Origin of the sequence: Mesorhizobium sp. LSJC280B00 (assembly GCF_000502835.1) — a bacterium.
Classification (GTDB): domain Bacteria; phylum Pseudomonadota; class Alphaproteobacteria; order Rhizobiales; family Rhizobiaceae; genus Mesorhizobium.
The window spans coordinates 54,125-80,545 of the sequence record NZ_AYVL01000014.1 but is presented as its reverse complement, the minus strand read 5'-3'; the positions used below and the strand labels follow the sequence as shown (position 1 = coordinate 80,545).

At 63.4% G+C, this 26,421-nt stretch carries 30 protein-coding genes; 19 read left to right on the top strand and 11 right to left on the bottom strand.

What is annotated here, in order from left to right; translation table 11 throughout:
* Positions 1-3: 3 nt before the first annotated feature.
* From X773_RS58715 to X773_RS58700, 4 genes are all read left to right on the top strand, one after another.
* Positions 4-615: a hypothetical protein gene (locus tag X773_RS58715; protein WP_023677686.1), complete on the top strand. Its 612-nt coding sequence runs from the start codon at positions 4-6 to the stop codon at positions 613-615.
* Complete coding sequence (locus X773_RS58710; protein WP_023677685.1) at positions 612-1,460, top strand: 23S rRNA (adenine(2030)-N(6))-methyltransferase RlmJ; 849 nt, start codon at positions 612-614, stop codon at positions 1,458-1,460. Before X773_RS58715 ends, X773_RS58710 begins: the two co-directional genes overlap by 4 nt.
* 124 nt (positions 1,461-1,584) lie before the next feature.
* Positions 1,585-2,037: a hypothetical protein gene (locus X773_RS58705; RefSeq protein WP_023677684.1), complete on the top strand. Its 453-nt coding sequence runs from the start codon at positions 1,585-1,587 to the stop codon at positions 2,035-2,037.
* Positions 2,038-2,162: 125 nt separating this feature from the next.
* Complete coding sequence (locus X773_RS58700) at positions 2,163-2,915, top strand: sulfite exporter TauE/SafE family protein (protein WP_023677683.1); 753 nt, start codon at positions 2,163-2,165, stop codon at positions 2,913-2,915.
* Positions 2,916-2,952: 37 nt separating this feature from the next.
* Here the strand turns inward: X773_RS58700 and X773_RS58695 are convergent, their stop codons facing one another.
* The gene (locus X773_RS58695) at positions 2,953-3,555 is read right to left on the bottom strand and encodes a TetR/AcrR family transcriptional regulator (protein ID WP_023677682.1); all 603 of its coding nucleotides are present in this window, start codon (positions 3,553-3,555) and stop codon (positions 2,953-2,955) included.
* Between the two features lie 95 nt (positions 3,556-3,650).
* On the opposite strand from X773_RS58695, the gene X773_RS58690 reads away from it, so the two are divergent.
* Positions 3,651-4,181 carry a DinB family protein gene (locus X773_RS58690; RefSeq protein WP_031212010.1) on the top strand — a complete coding sequence of 177 codons (531 nt, stop codon included), beginning with the start codon at positions 3,651-3,653 and terminating at the stop codon, positions 4,179-4,181.
* A 457-nt stretch (positions 4,182-4,638) separates the two neighbouring features.
* On the opposite strand, the gene X773_RS77385 is transcribed toward X773_RS58690, so the two are convergent.
* Positions 4,639-5,469, bottom strand: coding sequence for a hypothetical protein (locus X773_RS77385; protein ID WP_198023570.1), 831 nt, complete (start codon positions 5,467-5,469; stop codon positions 4,639-4,641).
* A 130-nt stretch (positions 5,470-5,599) separates the two neighbouring features.
* Between X773_RS77385 and X773_RS58680 the strand changes: the two genes are divergently transcribed.
* Positions 5,600-6,196 (top strand): glutathione S-transferase family protein, encoded by a 597-nt coding sequence (locus X773_RS58680; RefSeq protein WP_023677679.1) that lies wholly within the window; start codon positions 5,600-5,602, stop codon positions 6,194-6,196.
* Between the two features lie 78 nt (positions 6,197-6,274).
* Here X773_RS58680 and X773_RS58675 read toward each other — a convergent pair whose 3' ends face one another.
* Positions 6,275-6,925 (bottom strand): outer membrane protein, encoded by a 651-nt coding sequence (locus tag X773_RS58675; RefSeq protein WP_023677678.1) that lies wholly within the window; start codon positions 6,923-6,925, stop codon positions 6,275-6,277.
* A gap of 420 nt (positions 6,926-7,345) precedes the next feature.
* On the opposite strand from X773_RS58675, the gene X773_RS58670 reads away from it, so the two are divergent.
* From X773_RS58670 to X773_RS58640, 7 genes are all read left to right on the top strand, one after another.
* A complete protein-coding gene (locus tag X773_RS58670) occupies positions 7,346-8,122 on the top strand; it encodes an SDR family oxidoreductase (protein ID WP_023677677.1) in 777 nt (258 codons plus the stop codon).
* Entirely contained in the window at positions 8,119-10,197 is a 2,079-nt protein-coding gene (gene uvrC, locus X773_RS58665; protein ID WP_023677676.1) for an excinuclease ABC subunit UvrC, read from the top strand. Before X773_RS58670 ends, uvrC begins: the two co-directional genes overlap by 4 nt.
* 100 nt (positions 10,198-10,297) lie before the next feature.
* The gene (gene pgsA, locus X773_RS58660) at positions 10,298-10,894 is read left to right on the top strand and encodes a CDP-diacylglycerol--glycerol-3-phosphate 3-phosphatidyltransferase (RefSeq protein ID WP_023677675.1); all 597 of its coding nucleotides are present in this window, start codon (positions 10,298-10,300) and stop codon (positions 10,892-10,894) included.
* Position 10,895: 1 nt separating this feature from the next.
* The gene (moaD, locus tag X773_RS58655) at positions 10,896-11,153 is read left to right on the top strand and encodes a molybdopterin converting factor subunit 1 (RefSeq protein WP_023677674.1); all 258 of its coding nucleotides are present in this window, start codon (positions 10,896-10,898) and stop codon (positions 11,151-11,153) included.
* A 3-nt stretch (positions 11,154-11,156) separates the two neighbouring features.
* Positions 11,157-11,636 carry a molybdenum cofactor biosynthesis protein MoaE gene (locus X773_RS58650; protein WP_023677673.1) on the top strand — a complete coding sequence of 160 codons (480 nt, stop codon included), beginning with the start codon at positions 11,157-11,159 and terminating at the stop codon, positions 11,634-11,636.
* 85 nt (positions 11,637-11,721) lie between these two features.
* On the top strand, positions 11,722-12,489 hold the full coding sequence (locus X773_RS58645) for a YbaY family lipoprotein (RefSeq protein WP_023677672.1): 768 nt from the start codon (positions 11,722-11,724) through the stop codon (positions 12,487-12,489).
* 193 nt (positions 12,490-12,682) lie between these two features.
* Positions 12,683-12,952: a hypothetical protein gene (locus X773_RS58640; RefSeq protein ID WP_023677671.1), complete on the top strand. Its 270-nt coding sequence runs from the start codon at positions 12,683-12,685 to the stop codon at positions 12,950-12,952.
* A gap of 75 nt (positions 12,953-13,027) precedes the next feature.
* On the opposite strand, the gene X773_RS58635 is transcribed toward X773_RS58640, so the two are convergent.
* The 5 genes from X773_RS58635 to X773_RS58610 form a co-directional block, all read right to left on the bottom strand.
* A complete protein-coding gene (locus X773_RS58635) occupies positions 13,028-13,636 on the bottom strand; it encodes a class I SAM-dependent methyltransferase (RefSeq protein WP_031212008.1) in 609 nt (202 codons plus the stop codon).
* A gap of 258 nt (positions 13,637-13,894) precedes the next feature.
* Positions 13,895-14,317: a nucleoside-diphosphate kinase gene (ndk, locus tag X773_RS58630; RefSeq protein ID WP_023677669.1), complete on the bottom strand. Its 423-nt coding sequence runs from the start codon at positions 14,315-14,317 to the stop codon at positions 13,895-13,897.
* Positions 14,318-14,561: 244 nt separating this feature from the next.
* Positions 14,562-14,858: a DUF1905 domain-containing protein gene (locus tag X773_RS58625; RefSeq protein ID WP_023677668.1), complete on the bottom strand. Its 297-nt coding sequence runs from the start codon at positions 14,856-14,858 to the stop codon at positions 14,562-14,564.
* Positions 14,859-15,005: 147 nt separating this feature from the next.
* The gene (gene bluB, locus X773_RS58620; RefSeq protein ID WP_023677667.1) at positions 15,006-15,641 is read right to left on the bottom strand and encodes a 5,6-dimethylbenzimidazole synthase; all 636 of its coding nucleotides are present in this window, start codon (positions 15,639-15,641) and stop codon (positions 15,006-15,008) included.
* Positions 15,642-16,183: 542 nt separating this feature from the next.
* On the bottom strand, positions 16,184-16,915 hold the full coding sequence (locus X773_RS58610) for a glutathione S-transferase family protein (RefSeq protein ID WP_023677665.1): 732 nt from the start codon (positions 16,913-16,915) through the stop codon (positions 16,184-16,186).
* 77 nt (positions 16,916-16,992) lie between these two features.
* On the opposite strand from X773_RS58610, the gene X773_RS58605 reads away from it, so the two are divergent.
* Together X773_RS58605 and X773_RS76460 are read left to right on the top strand one after the other, a co-directional pair.
* Entirely contained in the window at positions 16,993-17,505 is a 513-nt protein-coding gene (locus tag X773_RS58605) for a DinB family protein (protein ID WP_023677664.1), read from the top strand.
* 14 nt (positions 17,506-17,519) lie between these two features.
* Positions 17,520-17,819: a hypothetical protein gene (locus tag X773_RS76460; RefSeq protein ID WP_156937369.1), complete on the top strand. Its 300-nt coding sequence runs from the start codon at positions 17,520-17,522 to the stop codon at positions 17,817-17,819.
* Between the two features lie 60 nt (positions 17,820-17,879).
* Here X773_RS76460 and X773_RS58600 read toward each other — a convergent pair whose 3' ends face one another.
* From X773_RS58600 to X773_RS77380, 3 genes are all read right to left on the bottom strand, one after another.
* On the bottom strand, positions 17,880-18,182 hold the full coding sequence (locus X773_RS58600) for a DUF982 domain-containing protein (protein WP_023677662.1): 303 nt from the start codon (positions 18,180-18,182) through the stop codon (positions 17,880-17,882).
* A 164-nt stretch (positions 18,183-18,346) separates the two neighbouring features.
* Positions 18,347-20,428 (bottom strand): ATP-dependent helicase, encoded by a 2,082-nt coding sequence (locus tag X773_RS58595; RefSeq protein ID WP_023677661.1) that lies wholly within the window; start codon positions 20,426-20,428, stop codon positions 18,347-18,349.
* Between the two features lie 93 nt (positions 20,429-20,521).
* The gene (locus X773_RS77380) at positions 20,522-20,695 is read right to left on the bottom strand and encodes a hypothetical protein (RefSeq protein WP_023677660.1); all 174 of its coding nucleotides are present in this window, start codon (positions 20,693-20,695) and stop codon (positions 20,522-20,524) included.
* A gap of 132 nt (positions 20,696-20,827) precedes the next feature.
* Between X773_RS77380 and X773_RS58585 the strand changes: the two genes are divergently transcribed.
* The 4 genes from X773_RS58585 to X773_RS58570 all read left to right on the top strand — a co-directional run bounded on the left by X773_RS58585 (position 20,828) and on the right by X773_RS58570 (position 26,411).
* On the top strand, positions 20,828-21,007 hold the full coding sequence (locus X773_RS58585) for a hypothetical protein (protein ID WP_023677659.1): 180 nt from the start codon (positions 20,828-20,830) through the stop codon (positions 21,005-21,007).
* A 448-nt stretch (positions 21,008-21,455) separates the two neighbouring features.
* Complete coding sequence (locus tag X773_RS58580) at positions 21,456-23,333, top strand: ABC-F family ATP-binding cassette domain-containing protein (RefSeq protein ID WP_023677658.1); 1,878 nt, start codon at positions 21,456-21,458, stop codon at positions 23,331-23,333.
* Positions 23,334-23,547: 214 nt separating this feature from the next.
* Positions 23,548-25,656 (top strand): molybdopterin oxidoreductase family protein, encoded by a 2,109-nt coding sequence (locus tag X773_RS58575; protein ID WP_023677657.1) that lies wholly within the window; start codon positions 23,548-23,550, stop codon positions 25,654-25,656.
* A gap of 56 nt (positions 25,657-25,712) precedes the next feature.
* A complete protein-coding gene (locus X773_RS58570) occupies positions 25,713-26,411 on the top strand; it encodes a DUF2270 domain-containing protein (RefSeq protein WP_023677656.1) in 699 nt (232 codons plus the stop codon).
* Positions 26,412-26,421: the final 10 nt, after the last annotated feature.

Sequence of the window (26,421 nt, the reverse complement as noted above, 5' to 3'; positions counted from 1 at the left end):
GTTATGCGCTCCCTGTTCGCCCTGATACTGCTCATCGGTACCGGCATCGGCGTCGTCTATCCCTGGGCGATGACCAATTTCTCCGGCCGTGAGATCGGCACCTGGCGGGTTTACGACCAGGGCCGGTTCAAGCCGGTGACCGTGCCCCTGAGCGCACGCGACGGGCCGCTACGCGTGCTGGTCGACCTTACGGCGAGAGCCGAGCGCATCGTCTCGCAGCAGCGCACTGTGTTGACCCTCACTGCCGCCACCGGCGGCAGGACGGTGCTCGCCTCGACGCTGCAGTTCAATCACTCCGACAATCCGCGCCAGGTCAGCCCGCAACTGCCGGACAGGATCTTTCGCGACGAGGCCGGCCTGATCCCGACCGTTACCCCTGGTTCCTACATCTTCACCGTCGGTCCGGGCGACGCCGAAGGCATTCCGATGCGGGCCGTCGATCTCGTCCTGCGCTCGGGTGCCGGCGAGGTCGACCGCCGGGCGCGCCCGGTCGGTTTTTCCCTGATGGCGGCCGGCCTGGTCGGGCTGGTGCTGGCATTCCGTTTCGGCGGCCGCCGGCCGGAAAATCCAAACTCGCAGCCGCCACCGCCGCGCTGGGGCAGGGGCTCCAATTGAACTATCGCCACGCCTACCATGCCGGGAACTTCGCCGATGTCGTCAAGCATGTCGTGCTCAGTCGGCTGATCGAATATCTGAAGCAGAAGGACAAGGCGTTTCGGGTCATCGACACCCATGCCGGGATCGGCCGCTACGATCTGTCCTCGACCGAAGCGCAAAAGACCGGCGAATGGCAAGGCGGCATCGGCCGGCTCGTCGATGCGGCCCTCGATGCTCCGGCGGCGGCACTGCTGTCACCGTATCTTGAAGCCGTAAATTCGCTCAATCCGGACGGCGGCGTGAAAAAATACCCGGGTTCGCCGCTGATCGCCCGGCACCTGATGCGCAAGCAGGACCGGCTGTCGGCAGTCGAACTGCACCCTAAGGATGTCGTCAGGCTGAAGGCGCTGTTCGACGGTGACTTCCAGACCCGGGTGATCGAGCTCGACGGCTGGCTGGCGCTCGGCGCGCATCTGCCGCCAAAGGAAAAGCGCGGCCTCGTGCTCATCGATCCGCCTTTCGAGGAAGGGGGCGAGTTCGGTCGCTTGGTCGACGGGCTGCAAATAGCCCATCGGCGCTGGCCAGGAGGGATTTACGCGCTGTGGTATCCGCTCAAGGACCGCAGGGCGGTCGCCGCCTTCCGCAAGGCGCTGAAGCAGACGGGCATTTCGAAGCTGCTCGACATCGGTTTTGAGATCAGGCCGGACGCCGTCGAGCCGAGCCTCGACGGCTGCGGCATGGTGGTGGTCAATCCGCCCTTCACGCTGGAAGGCGAGTTACGGACGCTGCTGCCGGCGCTGCACCGGCTGCTTGCACTTGAGCAGCCGTCGCATTGGACGCTGGACTGGCTGGCGGGAGAGTAGTTTGAGGCGCGGCCCTGCCGTTCCGTCAGCGCAACCATCGTCACCACAACCACGGTCGCTACAACCGCTTGACCGCGCGTCAGCGAATCCGCACAGTGCGCGCAGTCGACCTTGAGAGGCTGCCATGACTCGCTTCGCCCAATCCGCCCTTGCCGCACTGCTCGCCTTTTGCACGCCGCTGGCCGCACCTCTTGGCGTCACCCAGGCAGTCCAGGCGGCCGACCTTGCAATCTATACCGACGAGGATAGCGGCGTCTGCGGCGAGGCCTGGGTGCTGAACAAGATCACCGACCGCTTCTCCTATCAGGTGCATCACGTGCCGCATCTGCCGGATGTGCAGATCGTCGACTTCCAGCGCATCCACCAGCATCGCTATCTGCCGGCCGACGACACCTGGCCGATCGGCCGCCGTTATTGCGGCGCCACCGTCAGCCTCTCCGACGGCGGCGCCCGCACCATCTGGTACCTGATCGAGGAAGGCCAGGGTTTTGCCTCGATCGGCGACAATGTCGAATTCTGCGTCTCGGGCTTCGACCGCTGGATGGTCTACAACGGCCGCTGCCGCGTCCTGCGCTGATCGCGCACTCGCTGATTCCGACTTTTTAGCACCGGCCACCTGATCGACCGTCACCGTTTCCATGCGGCGCAGCATTCGCGGGAAGCGCGATCTGCTGTCACGAGTTTGCGGGGAAACAGCACCACATGGATTCGCTTGTTTATACTGTTGCTCTCGGCGCGGTCTTTGCAGGCTTCGTCCAGGGGCTGTCCGGGTTCGCTTTCAGTCTGGTTGCCATGTCGTTTTGGGTTTGGACCGTGGAGCCCCAGCTTGCTGCTGCCATGGCGGTCTTTGGGGCGCTCACCGGTCAGATCATCGCTGCCGTCACCGTCCGCCGGGGTTTTGATCTCAGGCTTCTGCTGCCCTTCCTGATCGGCGGGACCATAGGGATTCCGGTCGGTGTCGCCATCCTGCCCTTGCTGGATGTGCAGTTGTTCAAGCTGGTCTTCGGCGCGCTGCTGGTCGTTTGGTGTCCCTTGATGCTCTTTGCCCGTCGCCTCCCTCCCATCACGGTCGGGGGTCCTGTTGCAGACGGCGCAATAGGTCTGGTCGGCGGCATCATGGGTGGACTTGGCGGCTTCACCGGCCCGGTTCCAACGCTGTGGTGCGTGCTGCGCCAATGGGAAAAGGACAGGCAGCGTATTGTCATCCAGAATTTTAACCTTGTGACCCTCTCCATGACGATGGCCGCCTATCTTGCGGCCGGAAAGATCAAGCTCGAAATGCTGCCGATGTTCGCCGTCGTCGCGCCGGCGATGTTGATACCGACACTCCTTGGCGCGAGACTCTACATCGGCGTTAGCGAGGCGACTTTTCGAAGGATCGTCCTCACACTCTTGGCCGCATCAGGTGCGGCATTGTTGGCATCGTCCTTGCCGCACCTCGTAAGCCGGGTTTGAACGAAACAAAAAATCCCGACTTCCGCCGTGCCATGCGCTATCGACCGATGCGGCCTGCTCCCGATAGGTAGGCGCAGATCAGTTCGACGAGTTGCTTTTGCAGCTCCGGCGCGGCGAGCATGTTCCGGCGTGCCGCGTTGTGGATCACACCTTCGATTGCTGACGACAGCACGCGCGCCACGGTCTCCATGTCGGCGCCTTTCCTTGGCTTGCGATAAGTGGCGACAGCAGTCGCATAGTGATTGAGGTATTGCGCCTGGAACGAAGCATGGGCGGCCCTGGAGCCGCGATCGCCCGGCGCCTCGTCGAGCAGCACCTGATGTAGTGTCGGGTGAATGCTGTGCGCGGCGATCATGCCGCGCACCAGCTCCTGCGCGAATTTCCTGAGCGGCTTTTGGTCTTCCGCCGAATCGCGAATGACCGACAGCACATGATCGAAGTGACGGCGCCGGACGGCAGCGAGCAGGGAAAGCTTGTCGGGAAAATACTGGTAGAGCGTGCCGATGCTTACACCTGCTGTCTCGGCAACCTTGTTGGTGGTGAAGCCGGCCCACCCCAGCCCGCTCAGAACATGAGCCGCCGCCTCGATGATCGCCTCGACGGTTGCCCTGGAACGCGCCTGGCGTGGCTGTTTGCGCATGCGCGGATGCGGTTTTGCAATGCGAGTAGACACGTTCGCCCATTCTCCTGAAAATATAAACAACATACTCGCATTTCCGGAAAAGGACACCGACCATGAATGCGCTCGCTCTGCTTCGCAGCCTGTTTGCCTATCAGGCCTGGGCCAATGACGAACTGCTGGAAAAGCTCGCGAGTCTCGACCCGCATGTTCACGGCAAGGAACGGCAGGCCGCGATACGGCTTGTCGATCACGGCCATGTGGTGTCGCGGATATTCTCGGCGCACCTGGTTGACGCAAGCCATGGCTACTCCGCCGACACCACCGAGGACACGCCGGCGTTCGACGAACTTCGCGCCGCGGTCGCAGCGACCGATCGCTGGTATCTCGATTATCTCGAAACCGTTTCGTCGCGGCAGCTGTCCGAGCCCGTCGCATTCGTGTTCACCGATGGGGATAAGGCATTGATGTCGCGACAGGAAATGCTGACCCACGTCGTACTGCACGGCGGCTATCATCGCGGTGAAGCGGGGCGCATCCTGGCGCAGATTTCGGTCATGCCGCCATGGGATACCTTCGCCGTCCATCTCCACAGGGCCGAGCCTTCGCGCCGGCTGCAGATGCAGCGCGAGCCGCTCGGCGCCTGAACGGCCGAGCGCATTCGATCACGAGGTCGGCTCGACCGGATCTATCGAGCGATATCCTGTCTTTCAGAAATGCGAGCTATCTGCTTACTTTCATCGCGTCGTGCAAGATAGTGCAGCGGCGAGCTCGTCGCGTTGCTTCCTACTTACCTGTAGTTTATCGTTTCGGACAAGACGAGGCGGGCGACCGCCTTCGCTCTTGACAATGTTCGCGCCGAGCGTCGGACGTTGAAGCGCAAAGCTGGTCGAAAAGGTCATGAGCTTGACGAGAAGACCGGTCGAGATAGAGCGACCAGAATTTCTGTCGCAGAACTTCGCTGCGGGACACAAAGATTCGCAGCCGAATTTTGCGCGGGTAAAATGGTCGCGCGCTCGCCGTAACCGAAACTTAAGCTACAAAAATCATTCTAATGCTTCGCTGGCTAGCAAGCCGCGAGTCAGATATGCAATGCGCGCCGGGTCAATAACGGCCGTCGGCACAACGGAAGGGGCATGATATGGCTAAGCAGTCATCCAAAGCGCCGGCATCCAAGGCACCGGCAAAGTCACCGGCAAAGAAAGCACCGGCAAAAGCAGCCGCGGCAAAGGCCGCAACTGCTGTGAAGAAAGCAGCACCCGCGGCCAAAGCGAAGGCCGCTGCGCCTAAGGCAAAAGCAGCGCCGGCCAAAAAGCCGGCCGCCAAGGCCGCGGCAAAACCAGCCGTGAAGAAAGCAGCACCTGCCAAGGCAAAAGCAGCACCGGCCAAGGCCAAGGCTGCACCGGCAAAGAAGGCGGCACCGGCCAAGAAGCCGGCTGCAAAGGCCGCGGCGAAGCCCGCTGCGAAGAAGGCAGCACCGGCAAAGGCCGCCGCTGCGAAATCTTCTGCAGCAGTGAAGAAAGCAGCGCCCGCGGCCAAGCCGAAGGCAGCGCCCGCAAAGGCGAAAGCCAAGAAGTAGTCGCGGTCCTGCTGTCGCCGGGGACAGTACTCAAGACAGCCAGGGCGGGATGCCGGACAGGCGGCTCGCTTGCTGGTTGACAGTCGGGCAGGACCAGAAAGAGGCGGGTGGAAGACGTCTTTTCGCAGCTCCCAGGACTTCGCCATGCGGCGAAGTCCGGTGGGATTTTCGTGGCTGCCAAAACCAACCTTCGGTGCAAGGCCGAGTTGGTAGCTAATCGGATTTGGATTGTCCGACCCGCTCGCGTCTGCCGCACTGCGGCTTATCACATCGCGATTGACGTCGAGACTATGGCTGCACGCTGGCGGCGCGGTTTTCCGCCTCTGGCCGTTGATGAACCCTGCATGATCGGTCAACAGTGCCCTCGCACGAGCCCTGTCGGAATCGATTTTCGGTGAGGGTCATGCGCGAAGTCACAATGCTACCGCGTCCTTTTGCGCGTCCAACGGGGCATATGGAGCTGTAGCCGGCAAACAGGAATCGACAATGCCCAGACTGCTCTACGCGTCTACTTCCCCCTACAGTTCCAAGGTGCGCATGGCAGCACTTCATGCCGGCATTGCGGTCGATCTCGTGCCGATAAAGACCGAGGAAAGGCCGGCCGAACTGATCGGCGCCAATCCGCTCGGCAAGATCCCGGTGCTGGTGCTCGATGACGGCCGCTCGGTCCACGACAGCCGCGCCATCACCCAGCATCTCAACCGGATGTCGAAGAACGCATTGTTTCCGCGCAATCCCGACAAGCGCCTCGAGGCGGAGGTGCTGGAGGCATTGGCCGACGGCATCTGCGACTGCGCGCTGTCGATGGTCTATGAGCGGCGCACACGGCCGGAAGAGATGGTCTACCAGCCTTGGCTCGAGCGCCAGTGGACGAAGATTTCGGACGCGCTCGATCTGCTCAACGCGAACCCGCCGAAGCTGCCGAAGAAAATCACCCTCGGCCAGATCGCATTGCGCGCCTGCCTCGGCTATCTCTCGCTGCGCTTCGCTGGAAAATGGGAAAAGGGCCGCGGCCGGCTGACGCGCTGGGCGGCACGCTTCGACGAGAAATTCCCGGAGCTGAAGCCCGCCATCCCGGCTTGAGGGCAAGCGGTCTCAACCGATGCCAACAAAAAAAGCCGGGCGCGAGGCCCGGCTTTTTCGTGTCGTGGCTTGGACGACTTAGAACTTCATACCGACGCCGAAGGTGACGCGATTGTCGGTCGACTTGACCTTGCCGATACCGTCGAAGTCCTTCCTGCCGAAGTCCGTGTAACGATACTCGACACGGCCGAACACATTGTCGGTGATCTTGATGTCGGTACCGACGCCGGCTGTCCAGCCAAACTGCGTGTTGGTGTCGCTTACGCCGGCAGCTTCAATCTTCTGGTTCTTCAGCGCGCCACCGGCGGTGCCGTAGAGCAGGATGTCCGGGGTGACAGCGTAGCCGAGGCGGGCACGCAGCGAGCCCTCGAAGCCACCCTTGGCCTCGATGCCGGCATCGTCGCCCTTGACGCCGTTGTAGCCGATATCGGCTTCGGCACCGTAGACGAAGTTCTCCTGCTGCCAGTTATAGCCGCCGAAGACGCCGCCGACAAAACCCTTGGTGTCGACGTCGACGCCAATGTCTTTGGCTTTGGCATGGCCAGCGAAGCCGTAGCCGACGCTCACACCGGCATAGGGACCGGCCCAGGATGCGACCGGAAGTTCTGCGATCGGGGCAGGTGCCGGCGGCTCTTCCTGAACCACGTCCGCGGCATAGGCGGTTCCGCCGAGGGCGAACAGCCCAAACGCCACCGCGAGCGGTCGCGCAAATTTAAAATTGGCTTGCATTGTTCTTTACTCCTTAAGCCACAGGACACAGGCTTGTTTTTTCATGAGCGCCCTCAACCCGTCCGGGGGGTGAAACGGATCCGGCGTTCAACGGTTCCAAATGTCGTGTCGAAATGCGGCTGAAGCGAACCTGAACTTGGGTCATTACCTGGCACGAATGAGGCAGAACCTTGACGTTGCATCTTCGCAACAGCGAATGTCAGCAGGTTCGCCGTGCTGCACTGCACACGGCTTGGTGTAAGGGCTCCAGCGCCCTATATTGCGGGCGGGCTGGCCCGAATTCCGGTCGAGCCAAAACGCCCACCGGCCACTTTGCCACAATCCTGCCCCAGGTGGAAATGGGATTTAACGCTTGGCGGGCCATAATTTGCCGGCGCGATCCCGGCAGGTCGGAATCGGCATCGGATTAAGGATTGACAGATGAGCAAGGTCGCCGCGACGGCACTGGTGACGGGCGGGGCGAAGCGGATCGGCAGGGCGATCGTCGAAGATCTTGCCGCGCATGGTTTTGCCGTAGCCATTCATTGCAATCGCTCGCTGGCCGAGGCGGAGGAACTGGCGGCCCAGATCACCAGTGGTCATTTTGGTCGACATGGCCGGGCCGCAGTGGTTGCTGCCGACCTGACCGACATGGGCGCGGTCAGCAACCTTGTCGGCCGCGCTGCGGCGGCACTCGGGCCGGTGTCGCTGCTGGTCAACAACGCCTCGCTGTTCGAGCACGACAGCGTTGAGGATTTCGACTGGCCGGCCTGGGATCGCCATTTCGCCATGCATGTCAAGGCGCCGGCGCTGTTGGCACAGACTTTCGCCCGGGCCTTGCCGCAGAACAGTGAGGGGCTGATCGTCAACATGATCGATCAGCGCGTCTGGCGACCGACGCCGCGTTATTTCTCCTATGCGCTGTCGAAGTCGACCTTGTGGGCGGCGACCGAGATGATGGCGCAGGCGCTGGGTCCCCGCATCCGTGTCAACGCCATTGGTCCTGGCCCGACCTTGAAGAACACGCGCCAGCACGACAGCGATTTCGATGCCCAGATTGCCGGGCTGATCCTGAAACGCGGCCCGGAATTGCCGGAATTCGGTGCCACTATCCGTTATCTCTGGGCGGCACGCTCGGTCACCGGCCAGATGATCGCGCTTGACGGCGGCCAGCATCTTGCATGGCAGACGCCCGATGTGACAGGCATGACGGAATGAGCCCCATGGACCAGAAACAAAAAACGCGCGGTGGCGCCGACGACCTGCCGCCCGAAATCGACCTCGAGGACGAGGCGGCCGAGGAGGTCGTCGAGCCTGCAGCCAGCGGTCCGGACGTTACTTTCACCGCCATCGACTGGACCCCGCATGCCGGCGACGCCGACGGCATGGTCGGCGCCGAGGTGATCCAGACGCTGGTAAAGCGGCTGCCCAATGCGCCCGGCGTCTACCGCATGATGAATGCCGCCGGCGACGTGCTCTATGTCGGCAAGGCACGCAGCCTGAAGAAGCGGGTCACCAGCTACGCGCAAGGCCGGTTCCACACCAGCCGTATCGGCCGCATGGTGCGAGAGACATCGACCATGGAGTTCGTCGTCACCCGCACCGAGATCGAAGCGCTGCTGCTTGAAGCCAACCTCATCAAGCGCTTGCGGCCACGCTTCAACGTGCTCATGCGCGACGACAAGTCGTTCCCCTATATCCTGTTGACCGGCGACCATGTCTCGCCCGGTATTTACAAGCACCGCGGCGCGCGCTCGCGCAAGGGCGACTATTTCGGCCCCTTCGCCTCGGCCGGCGCAGTTGGCCGTACCATCAACTCGCTGCAGCGCGCCTTCCTGCTCAGGAGCTGCACCGACTCCTTCTACGAGAACCGCACCCGGCCTTGCCTTTTGTTCCAGATCAAGCGCTGCGCCGGCCCGTGCACCGGCGAAATCTCGCACGGCGACTATGCAAGGCTTGTCGCCGAGGCGAAGGATTTTCTCTCCGGCCGCAGCCAGAAGGTGAAGACGGAGATCTCCGCCGCCATGCAGCAGGCTTCGGAGAACCTCGATTTCGAACGCGCCGCCATATATCGCGATCGGCTGGCGGCGCTGTCGCATGTGCAGAGCCATCAAGGCATCAATCCGCAGACCGTCGACGAGGCCGATGTCTTCGCCATCCATCAGGAGGGCGGCCAGGTCTGCATCCAGGTGTTCTTCTTCCGCACCGGCCAGAACTGGGGCAACCGCGCCTATTTTCCCAAGGCCGATCCGGCGCTCGAAGCCGGCGAGGTGCTGGGATCGTTCCTGGCGCAGTTCTACGACGACAAGCCGACGCCGCGCACCATCCTGTTGTCGCATGGCGTCGAGGACCAGGAATTGCTGGCGGAGGCCCTCTCCACCCGCGCCGGCCGCAAGGTGTCGATCTCCGTGCCGCAGCGCGGCGAGAAGAAGGACCTGACCGACAACGCGCTGCAGAACGCGCGCGAGGCGCTCGGCCGGCGGCTCGCCGAAACCTCGACCCAGGCGCGGCTGCTCACTGGCTTTGTCGAGACCTTCGGCCTGGAAAAACCGCCGGTGCGCATCGAGGTCTATGACAACTCGCACATCATGGGCACCAACGCCGTCGGCGCCATGGTCGTCGCCGGGCCGGAAGGTTTTGTGAAGAACCAGTATCGAAAGTTCAACATCCGTTCGACCGAGATCACGCCGGGCGACGATTTCGGCATGATGCGCGAGGTGATGCAGCGGCGCTTTTCGCGGCTGTTGAAGGAACATGGCGACGCCCCGCAAACCGAGAGCGCGGGCGAGGCGAGCCCTACCGAACCGGGCGACGATATCGAGGACGCGGGCGGCTTCCCCGCCTGGCCCGACGTCATCCTCATCGACGGCGGCCAGGGCCAGATGACGGCGGTGCGCAAGATCCTGGCCGACCTCGGCATCGAGGACCGGGTGGTGGCCATCGGCATCGCCAAGGGTCAGGACCGCGATGCCGGCCGCGAACGCTTCTTCGTCAAGGGCAGGGCCCCATTCTCGCTGCCCGTTCGCGATCCGGTGCTCTATTTCGTCCAGCGGCTGCGCGACGAGGTCCATCGCTTCGCCATCGGTTCGCACCGCGCCCGCCGCAAGAAGGAGATGGTCAAGAGCCCGCTCGACGAGATCAGCGGCATCGGACCCGGCCGCAAGCGCGCGCTGCTGATGCATTTCGGCACGGCCAAGGCCGTCAGCCGCGCCGCCGTCGAGGACCTGGTCAAGGTCGATGGCATTTCCGAGCAGGTGGCGAAATTGGTCTACAATCATTTTCACGAGAGCTAAGACGTATTGCCGACATTTCGGCTGGCTAATCGATTCTGGCCTGTTGACCCCCCACATTCGCTTCTGATTTGACTAAGCAGGCAGAAAGAGTTCCCAAAACATGGCTCAGCGCGCATTCAACCTGCCCAACATGCTCACTTATGCCCGCATCCTGGCGGTGCCGCTGGTGGTGCTGTGCTTCTTCCTGGAAGGGCATCTGAAATCGAGCGACTTCGCGCGCTGGTCGGCGCTCGTCATTTTCCTGCTCGCCTCGATCACCGATTACTTCGACGGCTATCTGGCGCGCGCCTGGCAGCAGACCTCCAACATCGGCAAGATGCTCGACCCGATCGCCGACAAGCTGCTGGTCGCCACTTGCCTGCTGCTGCTTGCCGCCGACACCGACCGCCATGCCGGCATCGCCGGCTGGTCGCTATGGGCGGCGATCATCATCCTGTGCCGCGAGATCCTGGTCTCGGGCCTGCGCGAATATCTGGCGGCCTTGAAGGTCTCGGTGCCGGTGACGCAGCTCGCCAAATGGAAGACCACCATCCAGATGATCGCCATCGCCTTCCTGCTGGCGGGACCTGCCGGCGACAAGATCTTCCCGCTGACCACCCAGACCGGGCTGGTGCTGCTGTGGATCGCCGCCCTGGTGACGCTCTACACTGGCTACGACTATTTCCGCGCCGGCCTCAAGCACATCATGGACGAGTGACATGTCGACCAAGCTCATCTATTTCGCCTGGGTGCGCGAGCGGATCGGCAGACCGGAGGAAGAGGTCGAACTGCCGGCCGGCATCGAAACGGTCGCCGACCTGTTGCGCTGGCTGAAATCGCGCGGCGAGGAGTACGAGAACGCGCTGCAATATCCTGACGTGATCCGCGTCGCCATCAACCAGGAACATGTCGAGCACCGCGAGAAGATTGCCGGCGCGCGCGAGATCGCGCTGTTCCCGCCGATGACCGGTGGCTGAACCATGTCCGCGGTGGTGCCGGTCGTGCGCATCCAGGCGGAGGATTTCGACGTCGCCGCCGAGATCGCCAGGCTGACCAGGGGTCGCAACGACATCGGCGCTGTGGTGACCTTCTCCGGCCTCTGCCGCGACGAGCAAGGCAGGCTCTCCGCGCTCGAGCTCGAACATTATCCCGGCATGGCGGAAGCCGAGATTTCCCGCATCGCCGGCGAGGCAATCGAGCGCTGGCCGCTGCAGGGGCTCACCGTCATCCATCGCCACGGCAAGATCGCGCCCGGCGAAAACATCGTGCTGGTAGTGGCGGCTTCCGCCCACCGGCAGGCGGCGTTCGAGGCCGCGAATTTCCTGATGGACTATTTGAAATCACGGGCGCCGTTCTGGAAAAAGGAACACCATAGCGACGGTTCCGAAGGCGGCTGGGTCGACGCCAAGGACGCCGACGACAAGGCGGCGGGCCGCTGGAAGCAGCCGCCGTCCAAATAAATCCCTGCGACAGCCATCCCATACCCTGCCGGCCATTCATTGACCGCAATCCTGCGAGACCCTTGGCCGGAAGGGGAGCAGGATCATGCTGGACAGGATTGCCGAGTTCTTCATCTTCGGGCTCGTGCCGCTGGCCGTCGGCATCCTGGCCGTTCCGGATCATTCCGCCGCTGCCGAAAAGACCCTCAAGGGCGAGGTGATGTATCGCGAGCGCATCGCGCTGCCGCCCAATGCCGTGCTTTCCGTGCAGCTTGCCGACGTGTCGCTGGCCGACGCCCCGGCCGCAATCATCGGCGAGCGCAAGGTGGTGCCGGCCGGCCAGGTGCCGATCAAGTTCGAGATCAGCTTCGATCCGCGGGTGATCCGGCCTGATATGACCTACGCGCTGCAGGCGCGCATCACTGTCGACGACCGGCTGCTATTCGTCACCGATACGCGCCATCAGGTCGACCCGCTCAGCGACGCGCCACAGACCATCATGCTGAAAATGGCGGCGCCGAGCGATGCGCCGGCGGCAGCCTCGGTGTTCGGCCAAAGCTGGCTGGTCGAATATATCGACGGTGTCGGCGTGATTGCCGAGCCGCGGGCGACATTCCGGATCAGCGAAGCCGGCAAGGCCGGCGGCAGCGGCCCTTGCAACGTCTATTTCGCCACTGCCAAGGTAGACGGCTCGACGATCGCCATCAGCGACATCGGCTCGACCTTCAAGGCCTGCGCGCCTCAGGTCATGGCCGAGGAAAAGGCGCTGTTCGAGGCGCTGGCCAAAGCGGCATCCTACCACGTCGACGCCGGCAAGCTTGTCATCATTGACAGCGGCGGCCGCGACATTCTGCGCTTCAACGCCGCGAGCTAGCGCATCACCCAAGCCGATTACTCTCTGCGGCAGCTGCATGCCGATCACGTTGTGTTTCAGCGGGAATAGGCCGGGCAGGGGGCGCGTTAGTTCTTCATAAATGGCGGGTAAGGCAAAAGGGACGTTTGTCCCTTCGTTGAGGCCGCCAGAATGGCTGCGGCTCGTTCTGGCCTTAACTCAAAGGAGTCCAGACATGAAAACGCACACGCTTATCCTTGCCGCCACCGGTGCATCGCTCCTTGCCTTTACCGGCCTTGCCAAGGCGGACGACCATCTCGTCAATGCTCTTGACCACGGTCTCAAAGCGGACAGCCAACCGTTCCAGACCAACAAGGCCGGCCATAGCGGCGATCTCGCACCGGGGCAGGGCAGCCCGTTTTCAGGTGAAGAGACCAAGACCCCGTCCACCGACACGGAAGCGGCGAACGAACATGCGAACGTGAAGGAACGCGAGGCGAAATAGACTGGCAGAACCCGCCGCTAGGGGGCGGCGGGCGACATGTATCGGGCGACGATGCCGCATCTCATGCGATATTTCTCAATTCGTCGCGAGTTTGAATACCGCGCCATAGTGATAGGGCGGCACATCAACCAGCTCGGCGAGCTTGAACCCGCTCGCTTCCACCGACGCGGTGGTCTGTTCGGGTGACAGCCTCAGCTCGGTCTTTGGCCCGCGCGGCTCGCCCAGGACCCTGGTCTGCTCGCGCGGCTGCTGGTGCCAGTTGACGATGGCAAAACGACCGGCAGGGCCAAGCGTCGCGCGCACGGCGCGGGCAAGCCGCGGCCGATCCGGAACGCCGTGGAAAGCGTTGGCGATAAAGACGAAGTCGACGGTTTGAGGCACCAGCCTGGCAAGTTCATAGGCGTCGCCCGCCAAAAACTCGCAATTGCCCGCGCCTCCTTCGGCCAGCCGCCGCCTGGCGACTTCGAGCAGATCGGCATCGATGTCGATGGCGATTACATGACGGGCGACCCTGGCGATTGGCAGCGTGAACCAGCCGTCGCCGCAGCAGAGATCGACCACGTCCGTGCCGGGCTTCATGCCGACTGCCGCCAGGACACTGGCAGGCTCGGGCCACAGCGCTTCCCACCAGCCGCTGGTTGGCATTTCGGTGCCTTGGAAGAAACCGGGAATGGTGCTGGTCATGGCCTGGTCGGCTCCATTGTCGGGACCGCGTTTGATCCGCCCCTCCGAGCTTAACGCACCCGTGACCCGTCGAGGAGCCTGAAGCTGAAAATGTCCGCTACTGCATGTCGCGCAAAAGTGTGCAGCGGTTTTGCGATAACGACATGCATCAAGACAAGAAACCTAAAGCGCGTCGCAAGAGGCCGGTCGAACGCGACGCGCTTTAGCAAAAAAGGCCGGCGTTGCGCCGGCCTCTTTGATGGGGTTCGAGATGCCGGCTCAGCCGACGATCTCGGTGTCCGAGAACCAGTATTTGATCTCCTGCGCGGCGGTTTCCGGCGCATCGGAACCATGCACGGAATTCTCGCCGATCGACAGCGCGTGCAGCTTGCGGATGGTGCCTTCGGCGGCGCTTGCCGGATTGGTGGCGCCCATCACTTCGCGGTTCTTGGCAATGGCGTTCTCGCCTTCCAGTACCTGCACGACTGTCGGGCCCGACGACATGGATTCGACCAGCTCGCCGAAGAACGGACGCTCCTTGTGGACGGCATAGAAACCTTCCGCCTCACGGCGGCTCATCCACACCCGGCGCGAAGCGACGACGCGCAGGCCGGCATCTTCCAGTATCTTGGTGATAGCGCCGGTGAGATTGCGACGGGTCGCGTCCGGCTTGATCATGGAAAAGGTGCGTTCGAGCGCCATGGGATCGTCCTTGTGATGGAGAGTGGAATTGAAGGTGGCGGGCTCTATACAAGCCGCCCGCCGCCTTGCCAAGGGGAGGCCGGCCCGGCGCGCATTTCTGCGCTGGGGCGGCGGACTTTCAAGTCGAACCATGCCGCCGCTCATCTTTTTGCTGAGCATCGGATTTTCCGACAACCGGTACCCACTTTGGATCCGACCGACTGGCCGCCCTATAGCGCGTCGTCGTCAGCCTGACCCAACGTCGTCATAACTGCATCTCGATCGTCAGGTTGGCCGTGTCGCCAGCCCCGAGGCCTTCGCGGACCCGCACCGCGGTCTTGATCGGCAAGAGCAGGCTGCCGGATTTCTTGTCGGGAAACAGCGATGTCCGCCATCTGGTCTGGCCGATGACGGCTTCCACGCCGAGCGAGCCCCAGGGCCGTGCCAGCCCCGTCATCGCCGTCTTGATCCATGCTCCAGGCTCCGGCGGCAGCGTCACGAAATGCCAGCCGCCCTTGCCCGGATAGACCCAGATCTCGGCCTGCACGTCGCAGCGAAACATTCAATGCCCTTCCTCAGATCAAGGCCGTCGCGACTGGCCTTGCCACGGTCTCTTGTTGGCGATGCTGACGATCGGCGAAATCATCCAGAATATCCATTCTGCCCTGCAAGGGAGGAGCGCAAAGAGGATGGCAGCGCCGCCGTTGTACTACCGCCTTATCACGATCGAAGCGCGCCGGACCTCCCAGCCTTCCCGTTCCAGTTCCGGCACGCTGTGTTCCTCCGAGGGATAGCCGACGCAGAAATAACCGATCAGCGTCCACTCCGGCGCCACGTCCAGGATCGTCGCCATCTCAGCCGGATCGAGGATCGAGACCCAGCCCATGCCTATTCCTTCGGCGCGCGCCGCCAGCCACATCGTGTGGACCGCCATGACAGCGGAATAGTCTATGGTGGCTGGCATGGTCAGGCGGCCAAGCCCATGCCCTTGCTCGGTTGCGCGGTCGGCGAAAACCGCAAGCTGGCAGGGCGCCTCATTCAGGCCGGCAAGCTTCAGGCGCGAATACAGGGCGGCGCGTTCACCGCAAAAGCTTTGGAGTGCCTCCGCGTTGCAGCGCTCGAAGCAGGCCCTGACGGCGGCGCGGCATGCTTCGCTCTCGGCGACGACGAAGCGCCAGGGCTGGCTCAGCCCGACGGACGGTGCGGCGCTGGCAAGCTCGAGCAGCCGCTCCAGCGCTCCATCGGGGAGCGGCGTCGGCTTGAATCGCCTGACGTCGCGCCGCCACAGGAAGAGGTTGGCGAGCGCAGCGCGAAAATCGGCCGGGAAATCTGGGTTTGCGGTCATGGCGCGCTGCCTTTGTTGTGATTGCCCGGTTCGCCGGATGTTCGTCTTGTTTGCTTCGATCCAGGCGCTGATGAGGCGCTTCGAGCGACAATTCGTCTACCCGCATTGTCGCATTTCGCCGGCTGGCAACTTTCAGCTAAGGCCGGACGATGTCCCTGCCGGCAACGCCGTGGACCTCGATCGGCAAAACAAAACCCGGCTCGGCAGGCCGGGCGGGGCGTCGGTGCGAATCATCACCATATCGAGTTTAGTAGCATAGCTGCCGGCACAAAGCAAGAACAAAATGTGGCGCCTCCGATGAAAACTGCCGATTTCACCCCTCAAGGGGCAGGCTATCGCAGGTGGAAAGCCGAGGCTTTCGCCCTACGATGTACCCCCACCCCTAACCCCTCCCCACAAGGGGGAGGGAGACTTCCGTTGGCACTGACCTCGGCAAATTGCCTGCCTTTCGGCGCAAAAAGGGGAAGTAAGGGCGTGCGGCAGCGTTCCCTCCCCCTTGTGGGGAGGGTTAGGGTAAGGGTTAGGGTGGGGGTCCATCTTCGTTAAGAATCCAAATGCGATTGCCCTGCCTCAAGGCGGGAGATCGCTGCCGCCGCGACCGTGCGGCCGAAGCCGCCATGCAGATCGAGGCATCGTTCGAACCATTGCGCCACGACATCGGTGTCGTCGAGCAGCCGGTAGGGCGTGGCGATGCGCGCCCATTGCAGCGCGCCGAAAACGATGTAATCGGCAAATAGCGGCGATGGGCCCCCGATGAAGGGCTGATAGCCAAGCATCGAGCGGAGCGGCTCCAGCGAGGCGCGGAAGCCGGCGAGCCCGGCGTCGCGGGTGGCGTAAACCGCCTCCAGGCGCTTGCCGAAGCGCTGCTCGCGGTTCTGCCGGAAATAGGCGGCGTTTGCCTCGTCCTGCATGGCGTGCAGGTCCAGTATCGCAGCGGTGGTGACGTAGGGATGGATGGTCAGCTGCGACCAGCGTTCGATGAAGCGCGCCGTCGCCTTGCCGCCGTCGCCGGAAAACAATGTCGGCCGCTCGGGATAGGCCTCCTCGAGATAGAGCGCGATAGCGAAGGAATCGGCGACCACCGTCTCGCCGTCGCGGATCACCGGAATGAGCTTCGCGACGCCGCCTTCCACCTTCGGCACTTCGAGGAAACGGGTTGGCACGCTGGTGATGTCGAGCCCTTTGTGAGCCAGCGCCATCGCCGCCTTCCAGCAATGTGGGCTGAACGGGCGGGCGGCGTCGCGTCCGACAAGGTCGTAGAGCAGAATGGTCATTGGCGGCAGCGTCCTTGCAGTCTAACTATGGCCGAAACAGACCCGCGCGAAACAGGGTCTCGCAGGTCGAGAGAAGAATGAAACAGCATTTCAGGATGTTTGCGGCCTACAATCAATGGGCCAACGGCCGCATCTACGATGCCGCCGCCGATCTCGATGAGGAAGAGTTCGACCGCAATATCGGCGTCTTCTTCGGTTCGATGATGGGAACGCTCAACCACCTCCTGGCAGCCGACCGTATCTGGATGAAACGCTTCACCGGCGAGGGCGACGCGCCGGCAAGGCTCGACACGATCCTGCACCGCGCCTTGCCAGGCTTGCGGCTGGCGCGCGAGGCCGAGGACAAACGGATCATCGACTGGGTCGACGGCCTGAGCGACAAGGCGCTGTCGGGCCGCTTCTCCTACATGACCGTCTCGGATATGCGCACCGTCTCGCAGCGGCGGGCGCCGGCGCTCGACCACTTCTTCAACCACCAGACCCACCACCGCGGCCAGGCGCATGCGATCCTGACCATTCTGGGCAAGCCAAGCCTCGGACTGGACCTGACGATGTTCCAGCGCAGCGAGGAGGGCAGGGCTTTCGCCTGAACCTGGGGCGGCTGGTGAAGCGGACGGTGGATAGAGGACGATCTGCCGAGATTGCAAAACGCGCCAAAACATTTTATGGAGCGCACGGTCGTGAGGGCGGCCGCTTCAGCAGCATTCAGCAGCAACAGCGAGAATTGGCACGCATGCCCAATGAACCCTTGCGCCTTGTGGCGTTTTTCGCCGTGGTCCTGGCGCTTCTCAACTCCGGTTATTATTTCCACCAGGGCGACATTGTCGCGACCATCTATTTCATGATCGGCGCCATTCTTGTGACCGCGGTCACCCGGATGAGCATCAGAAGGCAGCTGATTTAGGATCCGCCGGGCCAGCACTGATGACCGGAATCCGGCCGGCCATGATGACGAAGAGTCTTGTCAGGCGGCGTAGCCGCCGAGGCCCCGGGCGACCGGCTTGACCGAGACTGCCGGCTGGGCGGCCGGCCAGAGGATGCCTGCCGTCACGGCGAAGGTGATCAGGGCGTCGCGTGCCGCTTCGGCCGAGATATCGCCGGCACGTGCCGCCTCGCAGGCCTTTACCGCGGCGCCATAGCTCAGCCGGCGGCGCGAAGGCGGGAACTCGGTCAGGAATTCGTGCATCTCGGAGAACGAAGCGATCGTACGCTTGTAGCCGGCGCCAACAGTTAGGGCGACCGGGGTGGAAAACGTCCTGTCGTGCATACTGGCCTCTCGAATGGGCGGAGGTCACGGCGGACGCCGTTCTCCGGTCTGGGGGTCGGGCAGAAACGCGGATCACGGCGCGAGGTTCCATGTTGCCGGGATTGTTTTTTCGCCGGCTCCGGGAGCGGTCGCCGGGCGAGCAGCGCCGACGTCGAGGCGGATGCCTATTTCCACATGCCGCGCATGCGGGCGCCGAGGTCGACACGCACCTGCGGCTGGCGGCGCGGATCGTCTCTGGCCTGGACGCTGGCCCATGCCACCTGCTCGAAGGCGCCGAGGATAGAGCGCGGGATGAAGCGCGTGCGCGAGGCATAGACATGGCGGTCGCCGCGCGCCGCCTGCCCGTGGACGAAAAAGCGATGCGGCATGACCAGGTGCAGGCTGTCCTTGGCCCGCGTCATCGCCACGTAGAGCAGCCGCCGCTCCTCGTCGACGTCCTCCTTGCTGCCGACGCCGAGATCGATCGGGATGCAGCCGTCGACGGTGTTGAGCACGAAGACGTTCTTCCACTCCTGGCCCTTGGCCGAATGGATCGTCGACAGGATCAGATAATCCTCGTCGCGGTGCGGCGGGCCGGCCTCGTCGCTGGTCGCGTCCGGCGGATCGAGTGTCAGCTCGGTGAGGAAGCGCTCGCGCGACGCATAGCCGGAAGCGATCTGCTCGAGCTGCAGGAGATCGGCCCGGCGCGTCGTTGCATCCTCGTGGATACGTTCCAGATGCGGCTCGTACCAGAGCCTGACCTGTTCGATGTCGGCCGGCCATTTTTGCGCGCCGGCGCGCAGGCCGCTATAGAGCGCGACAAAGCCCGGCCAGTCGTCGGCGGCCCGCTGCGGCGGCCGATAGCGGGCAAGCCCCATCGTCTCGTCGAGCGAATTTGCCATGGTCTCGACGATCGCATTGGCGGCCGAAGGGCCGATGCCCGGCAGAAGTTGCAGCACGCGAAAGCCGGCGACGCGGTCGCGCGGGTTTTCGGCAAAGCGCAGCACGGCCAGCAAGTCCTTGACGTGAGCTGCATCGAGAAATTTCAGCCCGCCGAACTTGACGAAGGGGATGTTGCGGCGCGTCAGCTCGATCTCCAGCGGGCCGCTATGGTGGGAGGCGCGAAACAGCACCGCCTGTGCTTTGAGAACGGTGCCGGCTTCGCGTTCGGTGAGTATCGCCTGGCAGACATAGCTCGCCTGCTCGGTCTCGTCGCGCACGCTCACCAGCTTCGGCTTTTCCGCCGATTTGCGCTCGGTCCAGAGATTTTTGGTGAAACGCTCCGAAGCTTCGCCGATCACCGCATTGGCGGCCGCCAGGATGGTCTCGGTCGAGCGGTAGTTGCGCTCCAGCATGACGACTTCCGCCGGCTGCGCGAACTGCTTCGGAAAATCCAGGATATTGCGCACTTCCGCGGCGCGGAACGAATAGATCGACTGCGCGTCGTCGCCGACCACCGTCAGCCCCGATCCGTCGGGCTTGAGCGCCGTCAGGATCGAGGCCTGCAGCCGGTTGGTGTCCTGGTATTCATCGACCAGCACATGGTCGAAACGTGCACCCAGATGCGCGGCGATTTCCGGCTCGCCGGCCATCTGCGCCCAGTAGAGCAGCAGGTCGTCGTAATCGAGCACGTTCTGCCCCTGCTTGGCCTCGACATATCGGGCGAACAATTGCTTCAGCTGTTCGGCCCAGCCGGCGCACCACGGGAACACCGAACCCAGCACCTCGCCGAGCGGCGCCTGTGCGTTGACGGCGCGCGAATAGATCGCAAGGCAGGTGCCCTTGGTCGGGAAGCGGGCTTCGGTCTTCGAAAACCCAAGCTCGTGGCGGGCGAGGTTCATCAGGTCGGCGGAATCCTCGCGATCGTGGATGGTGAAGGCCGGATCGAGACCGATCTCCAGCGCATAATCGCGCAGCAGCCTGGCGCCGATGCCGTGGAACGTGCCGGCCCAGCTCAGCGCATCGGTAATCACCGAGGCATCGCGCCCCAGCACCTCGCCGGCGATGCGCTCGACCCGCTTGGCCATTTCCGCTGCGGCACGGCGTGAAAATGTCATCAAAAGGATGCGGCGCGGGTCGGCACCCCTGACGATCAGATGCGCGACCCGGTGCGCCAGCGTGTTGGTCTTGCCGGAGCCGGCGCCGGCAATCACCAGCAACGGCCCGGCGATCTTGCCGTCGCCATGTTCGACGGCAAGCCTCTGCTCGGCGTTGAGCTTCGCCAGATAGGCCGGCTGGAAGGACGAATCACGGGCGGCGAGGTTCATCGCCCATCAAGCATCGTTTCTGCTTTGTTCGCAACGTTTGCGGAGCCGGAATAGGGCTCGTGAGCGAAGAAGCCTTGCGGGCAGGCCTGTCGACTAACGCTCGGGCTCGACGCCCATCCTTGCCGATTGCCGCCGCAGCGCCTCGCGATCGTCCTGTGGCGGTGGCAACAGCAGCGGATCAAAATCGTCGGGCACCTCGTCGATCACTTTCTTGGCGACGCGATAGGCAACATAGACGATTGCCCCGGCGATGAGCAGACGGATCATGCCTTCCTCCATTGATTGTGCAGCAACCGGAGACGCGGCATTTTGTTCCCAGGCCCCTTGGCGAATGCGGGAACGACACCGGCCGCGCAACCAAATCGCCGACGCCTCGTTGTCGGGCGAGAGGAGACTGCGATGAAAAAGCGCTCAATCCTGCTGCTTATGGCAGCTCTGACTGTTGCGGGTTGCGACAACAATATCCAGCCGACCAAGGCCCCTGGCGACACGGTCGATCAGAACCCGCAGGTCGACAAGAATCCGGTGCCGAAGTCGACGACCGGCGGCGATCAGCCCGGCACGCCGCCGAAACAATGACCGCCTCAAATGGCGTCGGCGCCGGTCAAGGAAGGTGGCCGGCGCCGCTTGGGAGGAAGCTGATGGCGCCGGCCAGGCGGAGATCAGGCCCGCCGCACATCCAAGGATAGCCGAGTCTTTCCGCAGCGTCATGGTCGATAGCGTACAGACGGCACGCCCCTGTGGACAAACCTGCCGGCCACAGCAGCATTTGTTCATCACATAGTTCGTTCTTCCCAAGGAACAAACCGGGCTCCTGCGTGTTTGGATGTCGATCGGACGCTCCCAAGGCCGCCGTTCACGAAAGAGCCCGCTCTCCTTGTCCCCCCTCAGGATAGCGGGTTCTTTTTGCGTTTTGCGGGAAGTCGCGGCGCGGCGGGCTGACTTGCTTGCCGGTTTTCGCGCCTTATGCGGCGAACCGGGGCTCAAGCCCTTGCGAAGCATGGTTGTCCCGTGCAAAAGCCCGGCCATGCTGATCATCAACGACCTTTCGCTCCGCATGGCCGGACGCCTGCTTCTCGACCATGCCTCACTGACCTTGCCGGCCGGCAGCAAGGCTGGCCTTGTCGGCCGCAACGGCACCGGCAAGACGACCTTGTTCAAGGCGATCACCGGCGATCTCGCCTCCGAAACCGGCTCGATCAGCCTGCCCAAGAACACGCGCATCGGTCAGGTGGCGCAGGAAGCGCCGGGCACCGAGGAGCCGCTGATCGAGATCGTGCTCAAGGCCGATCTTGAACGGAGTGCGCTGCTCGAAGAGGAAAAGACGGCGACCGATCCGCACCGCATCGCCGACATCCACATGCGGCTGGCCGATATCGATGCGCACTCGGCCGAGTCACGCGCGGCCACCATTCTCGCCGGCCTCGGCTTCGACGACGCCGCACAACGGCGCCCGGCCTCGTCCTTCTCCGGCGGCTGGCGCATGCGCGTCGCGCTGGCCGCCGTGTTGTTTGCCGAGCCCGATCTGCTGCTGCTCGACGAGCCGACCAATTATCTCGATCTCGAAGGCACGCTGTGGCTGGAAAACTACGTATCGAAATACCCGCACACCGTGCTGCTGATTTCGCACGATCGCGACCTGCTCAACCGCGCCGTCAACTCGATCGTCCATCTCGACCAGAAGAAGCTGACCTTCTGGCGCGGCGGCTACGACCAGTTCGAGCGTCAATACACCGAGCAGCGCGAATTGCAGGAGAAGGGCCGCGTCAAGCAGGAAGCCGCGCGCAAGCACATGGAATCCTTCGTCGAGCGCTTCCGCGCCAAGGCGTCGAAGGCGAGGCAGGCGCAGTCGCGCATCAAGGCATTGGAGAAGATGAAGCCGATCGCCGCGATCGTGAACGACGCGGTGCGGCCGTTCTCCTTTCCGGAGCCGGTGAAGTCGGTGGCCTCGCCGATCATTGCGCTGAACAACGTCAACGTCGGCTACACCGAGGGCGAGCCGATCCTGAAGAAGATGACGCTGCGCATCGATGCCGACGATCGCATCGCGCTGCTCGGCGCCAACGGCAACGGCAAGTCGACTTTCGCCAAGCTTTTGGCCAGCCGGCTGAAGCCGGAGACCGGCAGCATGACGGTGGCGCCCGGGCTGAAGGTAGCAATCTTCGCCCAGCACCAGCTCGACGACCTCAGGCCCGACGAAAACGCCTATGAGCATGTCCGCCGGCTGATGCCGGAGGCGCCGGAATCCAAGGTGCGCGGCCGCGTCGCCCAGTTCGGCCTGACCACCGAAAAGATGAATACCGCCGCCAAGGATCTGTCTGGCGGCGAAAAGGCGCGGCTCCTGATGGGCCTGTCGGCCTTCGAGGGGCCGAACCTGTTCATCCTCGACGAGCCGACCAACCATCTTGATATCGACAGCCGTGAATCGCTGATCCATGCGCTGAACGATTTTCCCGGCGCGGTCATCCTGATCTCGCACGACCGCCATCTGCTCGAAGCGACCGCCGACCGGCTGTGGCTGGTCAAGGACGGCGCGGTTAATCCGTATGACGGCGATCTCGAGGATTACAAGACGCTGGTCACCGGCGTCTCCGGCGACCGCCGCGGCAAGCGCGAGGCGGACAAAGCCTCGAAGGCCGACCGCCGCCGCGATGCGGCCGCGCGCCGCGCCGCCTTCGAGCCGCTGGCCAAGGAAATCCGCGCCACCGAAGCGCTGATGGACCGCCTCCGCAAGCGCATCGACCTGATCGAGGACGAACTCGCCAACCCGGCCGTCTACGAAAAGGACCCCTCGACCGCGACAAGGCTGGCCAAGGAGCGCTCACAACTTGCGCAACAGCTGGCCGGCCATGAGGAAAAATGGCTGTCGATGTCGGCGGAGTACGAGGAAGGCACGGCGGAGTAGGAAGAGCGTAATCTCCCCGCTCGTGGGTTCCCGCCAGCCTGACAGCCATTTGGAGCCGCCGGTCGTTGGAGTTTGATCAAGAGCGAGTCACACCGACGACGTTGCGATCCTTCACGCCCCCCCTCTGTCCTGCCGGACATCTCCCCCACTTGGGGGGAGATTGGCTCGTCATCTGGCCCTACACCTGGTTGTCCAAAGCAGCTAGTTTGACCCCATGAATCAGCATGCCAAGCTCAAAATCGGCCATTCGGCCTGTCCGCATGATTGTCCGTCGACCTGCGCGCTCGAGGTCGAACTGCTCGATGAAAAGCGCATCGGCCGTGTCCATGGCGCCAAGGCCAACAGCTATACGGCCGGCGTCATCTGCGCCAAGGTCGCCCGTTACGCCGATCGCGTCCATCACCCCGACCGACTGCTGAAGCCGCTGATCCGAGCCGGCGGCAAGGGCGAGGGCGCCTGGAAGGAATCCAGCTGGGAGGCGGCGCTCGACCTCGTCGCCGAAAGGTTCATAGCCGCCGAGGCAAAATATGGCTCGGAGACGGTCTGGCCCTATTATTATGCCGGCACGATGGGGCTGGTGCAGCGCGACGGCATCGAGCGGCTCAGGCACGCCAAAAAATACTCCGGCTTCTTCGGTTCGATCTGCACCAATCTGGCCTGGACCGGCTGGATGATGGGCGCCGGCGCGCTGCGCGGCCCCGACCCGCGCGAAATGGCGAAGTCCGACTGCGTGGTGATCTGGGGCACCAACGCCGTGGTCACGCAGGTCAACGTCATGACCCACGCCATCAAGGCGCGCAAGGAACGCGGCGCCAAGATCGTCGTCATCGACGTCTACGAAAATGCAACGATGAAGCAGGCCGATCTCGGCCTGGTGCTGAAGCCCGGCACCGACGGCGCGCTGGCCTGCGCGGTCATGCATGTGCTGTTCCGTGACGGCATGGCCGACCGCGCCTATCTGGAAAAATACACCGACGATCCGCACGGTCTGGAAGCGCATCTTAAGACGCGGACGCCGCAATGGGCCGCTGATATCACCGGGCTTTCCGTCGACGAAATCGAGACCTTCGCCCGGCTCGTCGGCACGACGAAGAAGACCTATTTCCGCCTCGGCTACGGTTTTTCGCGGCAGCGCAACGGTTCGGTCAACATGCATGCCGCAGCCTCGATCGCGGCGGTCACCGGCTGCTGGCAGTATGAGGGAGGCGGCGCCTTCCATACCAATTCGGGCATCTTCAAGCTCAACCAGGAACTGCTCGAAGGCACGCGGATGCGCGACCCCGCGATCCGTCATCTCGATCATTCGCGCATCGGCCCGGTGCTGACCGGGGCTGAGGATGCGCTCTATGGCGGCCCGCCGGTGACGGCGCTGCTGATCCAGAACACCAATCCGGTGAATGTCGCGCCGGAGCAGCGGCTGGTGAAGCAAGGTTTTCTGCGCGACGATCTGTTTTCCTGCGTGCACGAGCAGTTCATGACCGACACCGCCAAGCTCGCCGATGTGGTGCTGCCGGCGACGATGTTTCTCGAGCATGACGACGTCTACAAGGGTGGCGGCAACCAGCACATCACACTCGGGCCGAAGCTGATCGACCCGCCGGAAGGCCCGCGCACCAACCATTTCGTCATCGAGGAGCTCGGCAAGAGGCTCGGTGTCGCCGATCGTCCGGGCTTCGGCATGACCGAGCAGCAGCATATCGATATCATCCTGGGCAAGCGCGGGCTGGGCAGCTTTTCGAGCCTGAAAGAGCAGAAATGGGTCGATTTGCAGCCGGATTTCGAGGCGGCGCATTTCCTCGACGGCTTCGGCCATGCCGACAAGAAGTTCCATTTTCGCGCCGACTGGACGGGCCAGGCGTCGCCCAACCGGCCACCGAAAAGCATGGGCCTGTTCGGGCCGGTGGCGCGCCTGCCGGAATTGCCCGATCACGTCGACCTGATCGAGGTGGCGGACGCGGCGCACCCGTTCCGGCTGACCACCTCGCCGGCGCGCAATTTCCTCAATTCGACCTTTGCCGAAACGCCGGTGTCGCAGGCAAAAGAGCGCCGGCCGGAGCTGCTCGTGCATCCCGATGATGCGGCAGCACTCGGCGTCGCCGACGGTGGCCGTATCGAGGTCGGCAACCAGCGTGGCGAAGTGGTGCTGCACGCAAAACTGTTCGACGGCATCAAGCGCGGCGTCGTCGTCGCCGAAGGCATCTGGCCGAACAGCGCCCATGAGCGCGGCGAGGGCATCAACGTGCTGACCGGCGCCGATGCGCCGGCGCCCTATGGCGGCGCCGCCTTCCACGACAACAAGGTCTGGCTGCGCCCGGCGGATTGAGCGTCGGAACGATATCTCCATCCGGCCGTTTTCGCGTGGCGGGTGGAGGCATTGTCATGGCAGAAGTGTTGCCGGCGCCGGAACCCATCGGAAGGACACTGTCGTCCGGCGAACTCGTGACCACGATGTCCCACTTTCATCGCGCCGAGATTGCGCGCATGGCTGGGTGGCGTGACCGCCTGGACCGGACGAGCAACTGGGCGATAACCGTTGTCGCAGCCATGCTGTCCGTTTCGCTTTCGACAGCCAGCGCTCACCATGGCGTGTTGCTGTTTGCCATGCTGCTTGTTCTGCTGCTGCTGTGGATAGAGGCCCGCCGATATCGCTTCTTCGACTTCTATCGGGCTCGCGTGCGCCAGTTCGAACGGCACTATTTCGCGCAGATATTCTCGCCGCAGCCGGACTTCGCGTCCGATTGGCTGTTGATCGTCGGCGAGAGCCTGCGCGCGCCGAAATTCCTGATTTCGCAACGCGTGGCTTTGGCGCGCCGCCTGCGTCGCAATTACATTTACATGCTGCTGATTCTGCTGCTGGCCTGGATCCTCAAACTGTCGACCCCCAGTCTTCTGGCCGAAGGCGTCCGCATCGGCTTCGTCGGGTCGATGCGTGAGGCCGTCGCCAGTGCTGCCCTGGGTCCCGTTCCTGGTGGCGCCATCGTCGTGCTGGTCGCCGTCCTCTATGCAGGCCTGCTGGTGACAGCCTTTCTGACAGAGAGCGACGACGGCGAACTCTCCTTCGGTGACGTCCACGTCTAGCAACGCAACG